The 12,036-nt window shown below is 72.3% G+C and carries 12 protein-coding genes; 6 read left to right on the top strand and 6 right to left on the bottom strand.

Annotation, left to right across the window (positions count from 1 at the left end):
* Positions 1 to 48: 48 nt before the first annotated feature.
* The 5 genes from solA to ACFXPX_RS25855 all read right to left on the bottom strand — a co-directional run bounded on the left by solA (position 49) and on the right by ACFXPX_RS25855 (position 4,911).
* Entirely contained in the window at positions 49 to 1,209 is a 1,161-nt protein-coding gene (gene solA / locus ACFXPX_RS25875) for an N-methyl-L-tryptophan oxidase (protein WP_380531383.1), read from the bottom strand.
* Positions 1,206 to 2,150: an EamA family transporter gene (locus ACFXPX_RS25870; protein WP_375894703.1), complete on the bottom strand. Its 945-nt coding sequence runs from the start codon at positions 2,148 to 2,150 to the stop codon at positions 1,206 to 1,208. The genes solA and ACFXPX_RS25870 overlap by 4 nt, the downstream gene beginning before the upstream one ends.
* Entirely contained in the window at positions 2,143 to 3,009 is an 867-nt protein-coding gene (locus ACFXPX_RS25865; RefSeq protein WP_375894701.1) for a methyltransferase, read from the bottom strand. Before ACFXPX_RS25865 ends, ACFXPX_RS25870 begins: the two co-directional genes overlap by 8 nt.
* Before the next feature lie 94 nt (positions 3,010 to 3,103).
* Positions 3,104 to 3,904 (bottom strand): pyrroline-5-carboxylate reductase, encoded by an 801-nt coding sequence (gene proC, locus ACFXPX_RS25860; protein WP_380643488.1) that lies wholly within the window; start codon positions 3,902 to 3,904, stop codon positions 3,104 to 3,106.
* A 326-nt stretch (positions 3,905 to 4,230) separates the two neighbouring features.
* Positions 4,231 to 4,911 (bottom strand): PH domain-containing protein, encoded by a 681-nt coding sequence (locus ACFXPX_RS25855; RefSeq protein WP_375894695.1) that lies wholly within the window; start codon positions 4,909 to 4,911, stop codon positions 4,231 to 4,233.
* A gap of 236 nt (positions 4,912 to 5,147) precedes the next feature.
* On the opposite strand from ACFXPX_RS25855, the gene deoC reads away from it, so the two are divergent.
* The 5 genes from deoC (at position 5,148) to ACFXPX_RS25830 (ending at position 9,878) form a co-directional block, all read left to right on the top strand.
* Positions 5,148 to 6,134: a deoxyribose-phosphate aldolase gene (deoC, locus tag ACFXPX_RS25850; RefSeq protein WP_375894692.1), complete on the top strand. Its 987-nt coding sequence runs from the start codon at positions 5,148 to 5,150 to the stop codon at positions 6,132 to 6,134.
* A 5-nt stretch (positions 6,135 to 6,139) separates the two neighbouring features.
* On the top strand, positions 6,140 to 7,621 hold the full coding sequence (locus ACFXPX_RS25845; protein ID WP_375894689.1) for an aldehyde dehydrogenase family protein: 1,482 nt from the start codon (positions 6,140 to 6,142) through the stop codon (positions 7,619 to 7,621).
* Entirely contained in the window at positions 7,614 to 8,519 is a 906-nt protein-coding gene (locus ACFXPX_RS25840; protein ID WP_380531374.1) for an aldehyde dehydrogenase family protein, read from the top strand. Before ACFXPX_RS25845 ends, ACFXPX_RS25840 begins: the two co-directional genes overlap by 8 nt.
* Positions 8,520 to 8,731: 212 nt before the next feature.
* Complete coding sequence (locus tag ACFXPX_RS25835; RefSeq protein WP_380531372.1) at positions 8,732 to 9,139, top strand: hypothetical protein; 408 nt, start codon at positions 8,732 to 8,734, stop codon at positions 9,137 to 9,139.
* A gap of 100 nt (positions 9,140 to 9,239) precedes the next feature.
* On the top strand, positions 9,240 to 9,878 hold the full coding sequence (locus ACFXPX_RS25830; protein ID WP_380531369.1) for an ATP-binding protein: 639 nt from the start codon (positions 9,240 to 9,242) through the stop codon (positions 9,876 to 9,878).
* A gap of 192 nt (positions 9,879 to 10,070) precedes the next feature.
* Here ACFXPX_RS25830 and ACFXPX_RS25825 read toward each other — a convergent pair whose 3' ends face one another.
* A complete protein-coding gene (locus ACFXPX_RS25825) occupies positions 10,071 to 10,733 on the bottom strand; it encodes a SigE family RNA polymerase sigma factor (protein WP_375894809.1) in 663 nt (220 codons plus the stop codon).
* A gap of 586 nt (positions 10,734 to 11,319) precedes the next feature.
* On the opposite strand from ACFXPX_RS25825, the gene ACFXPX_RS25820 reads away from it, so the two are divergent.
* Positions 11,320 to 11,997, top strand: coding sequence for a response regulator transcription factor (locus tag ACFXPX_RS25820; RefSeq protein ID WP_063349065.1), 678 nt, complete (start codon positions 11,320 to 11,322; stop codon positions 11,995 to 11,997).
* The last annotated feature ends 39 nt before the right edge of the window (positions 11,998 to 12,036 follow it).

Below are 12,036 nucleotides of genomic sequence, written 5' to 3'. Positions count from 1 at the left end.
TCCCCGCCCCGGTCCGGGGTGGGGAGGCACACGCGCGTCCGGGGGAGGTCAGCGGTCGCCGGCCGCTCCCGCGCCGAACCGGTCGCCCGCGAAGGGCGCCAGGTCGACCGGCGCGGGCTCGCCCAGCGCCAGGGCGGCCGCGCACTCGCCCACCGCGGGGGCGAACTTGAACCCGTGCCCCGAGCAGGCCGAGGTGTGGACGATCCGCGGGTCCGCCGGCGAGCGGTCGATGATGAAGCTGCCGTCCGGGGTCAGGGTGTAGTAGCAGTAGCGCGCCCGGGGTGCCTCCGGCTGGACGCCGGTGAAGATCCGGGCCACCATCCGGGCCATCTCCTCCCGCTCCTGCGCCGAGACCTCGCGGCGCGCCAGGTCGGTCGGGTCCCCGGGCGTCTGCTGGCGGTTGTGGAAGCCGATCTTGACCTCGCGGCCGCCCTCGCCCCACTCGGGCACGCCGTAGACGACCTGTCCGTCGGCGCTCTCGTACAGGAAGGCCGGGAAGCCCTCGGTGCCCAGCTTCGGGTCCGCCCGGAACCAGTAGACCGGGACCCGCATCGGGCTCAGGTGCCGCGCCGTGGACGGTGCGAGCGGTCCCTTCATCCAGGGGCCGGTCGCGACGACGACGGCGTCGCAGGAGAGCGTCCCGCCGGAGCGCAGCCGTACGGTCACGCCGCTGGCGGCCGACCGCAGGTCCACCACCTCCTCGCCGAAGCGGATCGAGGCCCCCCGGCGGACCGCCTCGTCGATCATCGCCAGCCGGGCGCGGTTGGCCAGGACGGTGTAGGCGCCGGGTTCGTACAGCGCCTTCATGTCGGCGCCGACGCCGAACCACGGGAAGCGCCCGTTGAGCTGCTCGGCGTTCCAGACCTCGTGCGCGATGCCGCCGGTCTCCGCGGTCTGCCGGCTGAGGTCCACCACGCCGCTGGACTCGGCCCCGACGAAGACCCCGCCGGTGCGCATCAGCAGGGTGTCCCCGTACGCGGCCTCCAGGTCCGTCCACCGCTCGTGGGCGCGCTCCAGCAGCGGGAGGTAGTCGGTCCCCTCCCAGTAGGCCCGCCGGAAGATGCGGGTCTCGCCGTGCGAGGAGCCGAAGCGGTGCGTCGGGCCGTGGGCGTCGACGGCGAGCACCCGCGCGCCCCGTTCGGCCAGTGCCTGGGCCGCCGCCGCGCCGAACACCCCGAGGCCGATGACCAGTACGTCGCCCGTTCTCACAGCCGTACCCCCTTCTCGACCGGTGCCGCGACCGGCCCGGACTGCGGACGCGCCCGGCGGACGCGCAGCGCCGATTCGATGACGATGGAGACCAGTGACAGCCAGACCACGGCGAAGCAGATCAGCGTGTTGGCGGACGGCCGCTGGTGGTACCAGACCAGCGCGACGACGAGCTGGGTCGTCGGCAGCACGTACTGGATGAACCCCGTCGCGGTCAGGCTGACCTTCTTCGCGCCGAAGGCGATCAGCCACAGCGGTGTGACGGAGACCAGGCCGCACACCGCGAGCAGCACGAAGTCCGTGTGCCCGGCGGACGGCCCCGGGTCGAGCGAGTAGCCCGTGGTGAGGACGGCGATCCCGATGCCGAGCGCCAGCAGGGCCGTCTCCAGGGTCAGCCCGGTGACCGGGTCGGCGGTGGTGAGCTTCTTGAGGAAGGTGTACACCCCCCACGTCAGGCCGATCGTGACGTACACCCACCAGTCGAGCTCGGTGCTGCGCACGATGAGCAGCACGACGCCCAGCAGGCACAGGCCGAGCGCGACGCGGCGCAGCCGCCCGAGCGGTTCGCCCATCACCAGCGTCCCGAGGACGACGGTGACCGCCGGGGCGATGAGGTAGCCGAGGCCGGTCTCGATGACCCGCCCGTGGATCGAACCCCAGATGAACGTGAGCCAGTTGATGCAGACCAGCACCGCCGCGGTCAGGTGCACCAGCACCAGCCTCGGGGTGGCGGCCGTGCGGGCGGCGGCCCGGAACCGCCCCAGCAGCGCGAGCGCGCCGCACAGCGTCACCAGCGACACCAGGATGCGGTAGCCGAGCAGCGTCTCCGGCGGCACGTGCGCCAGGGCCCGCCAGAACAGCGAGGACGAGCCGAGGATGACGTTGGCGACCGCGATCGCGGCCAGGCCCGCCGGAGCGCCCCGGCCGCGTACGCTACCCATCCGCCCGCCTCTCCCCCCGGCGGGCCAGGCGGCATTCGACGATCTCGTACGACCAGTAGAGGGTCCCGTCGCCGGCGATGCTAAAGGCCGCGCCGTGGTGCTCCTTCCAGTGGTGGAACTCCCTGGTCAGCACCTGTCTGGAGGCGTGCCACTCCCTGGTGTACAGGAACAGCGGGAAACTGTGCCGCTCGATCAGCCGGAACTCCAGAGGGCCGGCGCTGCCCGCCGGCCCGCCGAGTCGGCGGAGCACGTCCTGGATGCCCGTCATGGAGTTGAGGCCGATGACGGCGCGCCCGGTGTCGGTCAGGTGGTGCGGGAGGTCGCGCAGGAAGCCGAGGAGGACCTCCTCCCCGGAGAACATGGCCGACAGTTCGAGGTCGGCGAGCCCCTGCTGCCGCAGTTCGCGCCGGCAGTCCGCGGACGGGGTGCGCCAGCCGGGCGGGTTGAAGACGACGAGGTCGAACCTGCGGTCCGCGGCCGGGCTCTGGAACAGGCTGCCCGCGTCGTACCGGACGATCCGGTCGCCGAAGTTGAGCTGCTCGTTCTCCGCGGCGGTCTTCAACGCGGGGATCGACACGTCCGTCGCCACGATGTCGCGGGCGCCCAGGCTGCGCATCAGCAGGGCCAGGGCCCCGCTGCCGGTGCCCATGTCGAGGACCGAACCGCCCAGGACGGACCGGTCGAGGGTGCGCACCAGGACGTCGCCGAGGCTCAGCCCGGCGGGGCTGACCTTGAAGACGCCTTGGCGGTCCTGGAGTCGGAGGCTGTGCCCGAGGCCGAAGTACACCTCGTAGTGCTCCTCGGAATGCACCGCCGCGGTTCTGTCGCCGGGATTGTGCTGCCGGATCACGCCCAGCATGATTCCCCCTCCAATGGAATTCTCGGTCGAGTTCTCGGCCGGTTCCCCGGCCGCACCGCATTCACCGGGGCGGCGGCCGCCGTGGCACGCGCATTCACCGGCCGATTCCGCCCAGTTCACGCGAACGGTCGGCGGAGCGGGTCAAACCCCCCACGAGCACGCCTTGCAGCCCCAGCTCCTGGAAATGGAAGATTCCCTGTTCGGTCGTTCCCCCCGGGGTCATGACCTGTCGGCAGAGCTCCTCGGGAGAGTGCTCGGTCGCATCCAGGAGTTCCGCGGTGCCGCGCAGTACCTGGGTGGTCATCGACCGGGCCTGGGCCCGGTCGAACCCGGCGGTGACGGCGAAGTCGATGAACGCCCCGGCGATGTGGGCGACGAAGGCCGGTCCACCGCCGCAGAGCGCGGTGGCGTCGTCGATGAGGGCCTCGTCGCGCACGGTGAGGGCCCGGCCGATCGAGGACAGCAGCCGTTCGGCGGTCCGCACGTCGGCCACCGGCACGGTGGCGCCGGGGCACAGCACGGTCATGCCCTGCGCGACCTCGGACGGCGTGTTGGGAATCGCCCGGACGACCCGGTCGGTGCGCAGCAGTGCCGTCATGGCCGCGATGCTCACCCCGGCCATCACGGAGATGACCAGGGCCCCCTCGAACGCCCCCGCCTCCTGGTCGGCCGCGAACCCCTCGAAGGCCTGCGGCTGGATGGCGAGGACCACGGCGTCGCCGGGCTGCGGGCGGTACCGGACGACGGGTTCCAGGCCGAATTCCGCGTGCACCAGGCGCGCCCGGGATTCGGCCGTCTCCACGATTTCGAGCGGAAGGTCCGGAGTTCTCTTCAGGAGTCCGGAAATGATGGCGGTGCCCATGTGCCCGGCACCGATGACGACGACCCGGTCCACGCCGGTTGTCAGACTTTCCCCACTGGTCACATTTCCCCCACTGTCAACGGGCGTCACTCTGGACGCACCAAGCGACGGTCATCACGAATGTGCCTTTTCGGAAGCTTTACAACACCCGCGCCAGCCTATTTATGTGATCATGGACCGACAAGGGACCAAAGGCGGATGGACCGGACAGTTTTTACGACCGTACAAAAACCCATTCGACGGTCGGGCCGCACCACCGCGCCGCCCCTCGCCGCACTTCCGCCTCGCCCCTCGCCGCACCTCCCCCGACGCGAAGGAGCCCGCCGTTTCCGGCGGGCTCCTTCGTGGTGCGGTCGTCGTCAGACCGCGATCACCGTGATCAGCGCGACCAGGCCGAGCAGCGCCGGGACGATCACCCACCAGCACCAGCGGACGACCACCGGGCCGGCGGCGTCGGGCCGGCGGCCGTTGCGCTCGGCCATCCCCTGGAGGACGTCGGTCACCTGGTCGGACCAGGCCCGGGTCGGGTCCGAGGACCCCTGGACGACCGGGTTGGTCCGGGCGGCGAGGCCCAGCCCCAGGCCCGTCCGGGAGGCGTGCTCGGCGTTGCCGCGGCTCAGCGCCCGGTTGGCCCGCTTGCGCTGGCGCAGCGACACCGGGACGGCCCACACCTGGTACTTCTTCTCGCCGGACAGCAGCTCGACCGAGTACCCGGCCCGCAGCGCGTCGACCGAGGCCCAGGGGACGGTGATGGTGCGCCAGGGGTTGCGGACCACCAGGCGCCGACTGTCGGCGAACACCGCCGGGCGCAGCGTGTAGGCGATCACCGGGAGGGCGAACACCGGCAGCGCCGCGAGCGCGACGTACGGGGTCCTGCCGGTGCCGGTCACCGCCGCGTCGCCGATCAGCCAGGCGGCGACGGCGAGCAGGAACACTCCGGAGATCACGCCGGGGACGGAGCGGTACACGCGGTCCGCGTACTCGGGGTCCCCGTCGGGGGCGGCCGGGCCCTGGTGGGGCTTGCCGTCGGATTCGGTCATGGCGTCGATTCTGCCCCATGCACCCCTCACCAGCGGGTCTCGGTCCGGCCACGAATGGCGCTCCGACCCCGGCCGGGGCGCACCCCGGTCGGCACCCCGATCGGCACCCCGGGCCCGGCCGGGCCGCGGCCGGGCGGCCCCGTTCGGCCGAGGTCTCGGTCCGGCCACGAAAGGCCACCGGAAAGGTGGGCGCTCTAGCGGTCGGCTACGCGCGTAGATATGCTGGTCTGGTGACTATGTCCACTGTTGCAGCCAATGCCCCCGGCGTTGCGGGCAGCGGCCTCGCGGACGTTGCGGCGTCCGAGGCCTCGCTCCGCCGCTTCCTGCACGGCCTGCCCGGCGTCGACCAGGTCGGCCTCGAAGCCCGCGCCGCGTCCCTCGGGACCCGCTCGATCAAGACCACGGCGAAGGCCCGCGCCATCGACCTGGCGATCTCCATGATCGACCTGACCACGCTCGAGGGCGCGGACACGGTCGGCAAGGTGCGCGCCCTGTGCGCCAAGGGCAGGACCCCCGACCCGACCGACCCGACCACCCCGCGCGTCGCCGCCATCTGTGTCTACCCGGACATGGTCGCCACCGCGAAGGACGCCCTGCGGGGCACCGACATCCAGGTCGCCTCCGTGGCCACCGCCTTCCCGGCCGGCCGCGCCGCCCTCCCGGTCAAGCTCGCCGACACCGCCGACGCGGTGGCCGCGGGCGCCGACGAGATCGACATGGTGATCGACCGGGGCGCCTTCCTCTCCGGCCGCTACTTCGACGTCTTCAACGAGATCGTCGCCGTCAAGGAGGCGTGCAAGCGCGCCGACGGCAGCTACGCCCACCTCAAGGTGATCTTCGAGACCGGCGAGCTGCAGACCTACGACAACGTCCGCCGGGTCTCCTGGCTGGCGATGCTGGCCGGCGCCGACTTCATCAAGACCTCCACCGGCAAGGTCGCCGTCAACGCGACCCCGCCGGTCACCCTGCTGATGCTGGAGGCGGTCCGCGACTTCCGCGCCGCCACCGGCGTCCAGGTCGGCGTGAAGCCGGCCGGTGGCATCAAGACCACCAAGGACGCCATGAAGTACCTGGTGATGGTCAACGAGACCCTCGGCGACGACTGGCTGAGCCCGCACTGGTTCCGCTTCGGCGCCTCCAGCCTGCTCAACGACCTGCTGATGCAGCGCCAGAAGCTCGCCACCGGCCGCTACTCCGGCCCCGACTACGTGACGGTGGACTGATCACCATGGCCAAGAAGAAGAACATCGAGGAGCCCGCGGCCCAGCCGGCCGGAGGCCTCTTCACCTACGCCCCGGCCCCGGAGTCCCCCGCCGCCGCCGGCGACATCGCGACCTCGTACGGCCACTTCATCGGCGGCGAGTTCGTCGACTCCTCCGGCAGCGAGGCCCTCAAGACGGTCAACCCGGCCACCGAGCAGGTGCTCGCCGAGTTCGCCCAGGGCACCGACGAGGACGTGGACCGCGCCGTCGCCGCCGCCCGCAAGGCCTTCGCCGACTGGTCGGCGCTGCCGGGCAGCGAGCGCGCCAAGTACCTGTTCCGGATCGCCCGGATCATCCAGGAGCGCGCCCGCGAGCTGGCCGTGCTGGAGTCGATGGACAACGGCAAGCCGATCCGCGAGACCCGCGACTTCGACATCCCGACCGTCGCCGCCTGGTTCTTCTACTACGCGGGCTGGGCGGACAAGCTCGACTACGCCGGCTACGGCGCCAACCCGCGCCCGCTGGGCGTGGCCGGCCAGGTCATCCCGTGGAACTTCCCGCTGATGATGCTGGCGTGGAAGATCGCGCCCGCCCTGGCGACCGGCAACACCGTCGTCCTCAAGCCGGCCGAGACCACCCCGCTGACCGCGCTGCGCTTCGCCGAGATCTGCCGCCAGGCCGGTCTGCCGAAGGGCGTCGTCAACATCGTCACCGGTGACGGCCGCACCGGCGCCGCGCTCACCGCGCACCCGGACGTCAACAAGGTCGCCTTCACCGGCTCCACCCCGGTCGGCCGGGCGATCGCCAAGCAGCTGGCCGGCAGCCGCAAGAAGCTGTCGCTGGAGCTGGGCGGCAAGGCCGCCAACATCGTCTTCGACGACGCGCCGATCGACCAGGCGGTCGAGGGCATCGTCAACGGCATCTTCTTCAACCAGGGCCACGTCTGCTGCGCCGGCTCCCGCCTGCTGGTCCAGGAGTCGATCCAGGACGAGCTGCTGGACGCCCTCAAGCGCCGGATGGGCACCCTGCGGGTCGGCGACCCGCTGGACAAGAACACCGACATCGGCGCGATCAACTCGGCCGCCCAGCTGGCCCGGATCACCGAGCTGACCGCGGCCGGCGAGGCCGAGGGCGCCGAGCGCTGGTCGCCGGAGTGCGAGCTCCCGGGCACCGGCTTCTGGTTCAGGCCGACCCTGTTCACCGGCGTCAGCCAGGCCCACCGGATCGCCCAGGAGGAGATCTTCGGCCCGGTCCTGTCGGTGCTGACCTTCCGCACCCCCGACGAGGCGGTCCAGAAGGCCAACAACACCCCGTACGGCCTCTCCGCCGGCATCTGGACGGAGAAGGGCTCGCGCATCCTCTGGACGGCCAACCGGCTCAAGGCGGGTGTGGTCTGGGCCAACACCTTCAACAAGTTCGACCCGACCTCGCCGTTCGGCGGTTTCAAGGAGTCGGGTTACGGCCGCGAGGGTGGCCGCCACGGTCTGGAGGCCTACCTCGATGTCTGACACGACCTTCGCGCGTCTTGACGTCCTCAAGACCTACAAGCTGTACGTCGGCGGGAAGTTCCCGCGCTCCGAGAGCGGGCGGGTGTACGAGGTGACCGACGCAAAGGGCGAGTGGCTCGCCAACGCCCCGCTGGGTACCCGCAAGGACACCCGCGACGCCGTCCTGGCCGCCCGCGCGGCGGTCAAGGGCTGGGCCGGCACCACCGCGTACAACCGCGGCCAGGTGCTCTACCGGGTGGCCGAGATGCTGCAGGGCCGGCGCGAGCAGTTCGCCGCCGAGGTGGCCGTCTCCGAGGGCATCGGCCCGAAGAAGGCCGCCGCGCTGGTGGACGCCGCGATCGACCGCTGGGTCTGGTACGCGGGCTGGACGGACAAGGTCGCCCAGATCGCGGGCGGCGCCAACCCGGTCGCCGGGCCGTACTTCAACCTCTCCACCCCGGAGCCGACCGGCGTGGTCGGGATCGTCGCCCCGCAGGCCGGGTACGGGCACTCGCTGCTCGGCCTGGTCTCGGTGATCGCCCCGGCGATCGCCACCGGCAACACGGTCGTGGTCGCGGCCGCCGCGGACGCCCCGCTGCCCGCGCTGTCGCTGGGCGAGGTGCTGGCCACCTCGGACCTCCCGGGCGGCGTGGTCAACATCATCTCGGGCCGGACCGCGGACATCGCCCCCACCCTGGCCTCGCACCAGGACGTCAACGCGCTGGACCTCACCGGCGCCGTCGCCGCCGACGGCCCCGGCGCGGCGACCGCGCTGGAGGCCGCCGCCGCCGATACCCTGAAGCGGGTGGTCCGTCCGGAGCTGGACCCGTTCGCCCAGGACTGGACGGATGCGCCCGGTACCGACCGGCTACTCTCCTTCCTGGAGACGAAGACGGTCTGGCACCCGATGGGGATCTGACCCTCCGTCGGTTCCGCATCACAACTCCACAGACTGGCCGTCCCCAGCGCCCTCTCCCCCCCAGGGCCCGGACGGTCATTGGACGGACCCGCACCTCTCCCCCCCTGGTGCGGGTCCGTCGACTTTCGTCACCGCCCGCGCGACTTTCGGCGCTCGCCGTGCGTGTGCGTCCGGACCAGAATCCCCGGTACCGACACCACCGAGGAGGCGCCGTGGGAGAGTTGATCGCCGAGCTGATGCCGCTGCTGACGGACGGGTTCGTCCGCCGCTGGCACGTCGCGCGGGTCCGCCGCCGCCTGGCCGCCGGGAAGCCCGCCCGACTGCCCTGCTCCGCCCGGTCCGACCGGCCGGGCTGGCAACACCGCTACACCAACGGCAGGTTGGACGTCACCCCGGGTGCCGCCGCGGTCACCTTCCGCGCCCGCGGGGCCCGCCCGCTCGAACTGCCCACCGGGGGCACCTTCCACGAGCCCGAGCCCGACACCTGGCACTCCCAGGACTGGGCCGCCACCGGCTACCAGCCGCCCGGCGGCGGGCGCCAGGTGTACCTCCAGCTCGACAGCCGCTACCTGCCGGCGCTCCACCTCGCCCTCGCCGGCCCCGACTTCCGGACGGCGTGACGGAGGGCGCGACCGGAAGGCGCGACCGTAAGGCGCCGGCCGGAAGGTGTGATGCAGAACGGTTTCGGCAACCGGCCGGGATGCGTCAGACTGGTGTCCCGTGAGTGACTCCCCCATGAATCCCGTCCCGACGGCCCACGCCCGGGTGATCCTGCTCTCCGGGCCCTCCGGATCGGGGAAGTCCTCGCTGGCCGAACGCAGCGGCCTCCCGGTGCTCCAGCTGGACGACTTCTACAAGGACGGGGACGACCCCACCCTCCCCCGGCTGCCCGACGGCGCCGTGGACTGGGACTCCCCGCTCGCCTGGCACCGCGACCAGGCCGTCGCCGCCATCCGCGCGCTGTACGAGCGCGGGCGCACCGAGGTGCCGGTGTACTCGATCCCGGACAACGGCCGGATCTCCACCCGCGCCCTGGACCTGGACGGCGCCACCGCGTTCATCGCCGAGGGCATCTTCGCCGCCGAGATCGTCACCGAGTGCACCGCCGAGGGCCTGCTCGGCGACGCCCTGTGCCTGCGCAACGGCGCGCTCACCACGGCCTGGCGCCGACTGCGCCGGGACGTCCGGGAAGGCCGCAAGTCGCTGCCGGTGCTGCTGCGCCGGGGCTTGCGACTGATGCGGGCCGAGCGGGCCATCGTCGGACGGCAGGTCGAGCTGGGCTCGTACCCGTGCGCCGGGCCGGAGGCGGAGCGGCGGGTCCGCGCCGCCTCGGGGCGGCGGGAGCTGTCGGCGGTCTGAGCCGCGGGGCGGGACCGCCCGAGGACGTACGACGACGGGCCCGGTGCGTCTCCCCCGCACCGGGCCCGTCGCCCACCGAACGGCTTGGGCTCCCCACGAGCGCCGCTCCCCCGAGCCGGCACCCCCGAACCGCAACCGTCCGCTACCCGTCCCCCGACGGGAGTCCTGTCCCCTGCTCCCCGCTCGCCGCCGTCAGGCGACCAGCTCGCCGAACGCCCGGACGGTGTCGCCCGACTTGTTCAGGTGCTCGTCGTCGCGCAGCCGGCGCAGCGCGCGCCAGATGCTGCTCTTGACCGTGCCGACGCTGATCCCCAGCACGTCGGCGATCTCCGGGTCGGTCTTGCCCTCGTAGTACCGCAGCACCAGCATGGTCCGCTGGTTCTCCGGCAGCTTCGCCAGCGCCTGCCAGAGCACGGTGCGCAGCTCGGTGCCGCCCATCGCGTCGGTGTCGCCGGCCGTCTCCGGCAGCTCCTCGGTCGGGTACTCGTTGACCTTGCGGCGCCGCCAGGCGGAGATGTGCAGGTTGGTCATGGTGCGGCGGAGGTAGCCCCCGACCGCGGCCTTGTCGGTGATCCGGCCCCAGGCCCGGTAGGTGCTGAAGAGCGCGCTCTGCAGCAGGTCCTCGGCCTCGTAGCGGTCACCGGTGAGGTGGTACGCCGTGGCGTACAGGGAGGCGCGGCGCTCGCGCACGTACGCGGTGAACTCCGTGATGTGGTCCTCCGCGACGGCCGGGTGCTCCCCCTGCGCGTCTCCCTGTCCCGCCTCGGTGGTGCGGGCCGGCGCGGGGTTCAGCCGCAGCAGCGTCGCACCGGCGGCCCCGCGACCGGCCGGCTCCCCCGAGCCGACCGTCCGCAGACCGTTCTTCCTCTGGTCGCCCCCCCGGGCGTCCGTGCCCTCGACGCGGACGGGGAGGATCCCCCGCAGCGTGAGGGTGTTGCCGGAGTCGGCCGTACTCCCCAGTCGGCCGATCCCGTACAGCTCCCCCGTCCTGCCGCCGCCGCTCACCCGGCGGGCGACAGGGTTTCCACCGGTGCTGTGCGCGCACCCCCGTACGGTCACGGCACCGGAGTTCTCGTCGGTCCTGATCTCGTACCGGGTCCGGTGGGTGGTCGCTGAGGAACGCGCGGTGCGGACAGCCGGGTTGGTCCGGGTCTGAAGCATGGCGTTCATCGTGCGCCCCCTTGGTTCGGTACGAGCGGTTCCTGTTGCCGCCCTCCAGCCGGCCCTTGCGGCCCGCTGTCCTGCGGCGACATGGAAAATCCTGCCCGCCGGTTGTGATGGCGCTGTCCGCCGACTGTCACAGGGGTGTCACAGGGCCGGGCCCTTCGACCCGTTCCTCCTCCCGCCGTTCCGGACGCCGGCGGCCGTCCTTCCGGTTCCCGTACGGGCGGTGACCGGTCCGGGGGGTGATTCGGCGCTCCCGGTGGGCCAAAATGGGGCCGTGCCTTTCCTCCTACTGATCGAGGACGACGACGCCATCCGGACCGGCCTCGAACTCGCTCTCACCCGCCAGGGCCACCGTGTGGCCACCGCCGCCTCCGGCGAGGACGGTCTGAGGCTCTTCAAGGAGCAGCGGCCCGACCTGATCGTGCTGGACGTGATGCTGCCCGGAATCGACGGCTTCGAGGTCTGCCGTCGGATCCGCCGCACCGACCAGCTGCCGATCATCCTGCTCACCGCCCGCTCGGACGACATCGACGTGGTCGTGGGTCTGGAGTCCGGCGCGGACGACTACGTGGTGAAACCGGTCCAGCCGCGCGTGCTGGACGCCAGGATCCGCGCCGTGCTGCGGCGCGGTGAGCGGGAGAGCTCCGACTCCTCCGCGTACGGCACCGTCGTGATCGACCGGGCCGCGATGACCGTCACCAAGGACGGGCAGGACCTCCAGCTCACCCCGACCGAGCTGCGGCTGCTCCTGGAGCTCAGCCGCCGCCCCGGCCAGGCGCTCTCCCGCCAGCAGCTGCTGCGGCTGGTCTGGGAACACGACTACCTCGGCGACTCCCGCCTGGTGGACGCCTGCGTCCAGCGGCTGCGGGCCAAGGTCGAGGACGTGCCGTCCGCGCCGACCCTGATCCGCACCGTGCGCGGGGTGGGCTACCGACTGGACCCGCCTGCCTGAGCCCCTCGCCCCCTTCCTGAACTCCCGTACGACGACAGG

It is taken from the genome of Kitasatospora sp. NPDC059146 (genome assembly GCF_042786665.1).
Taxonomy (GTDB): Bacteria; Actinomycetota; Actinomycetes; order Streptomycetales; family Streptomycetaceae; genus Kitasatospora.
Note: the sequence above shows the minus strand (reverse complement) of the source record. Positions and strands in the feature narration are given on the sequence as shown.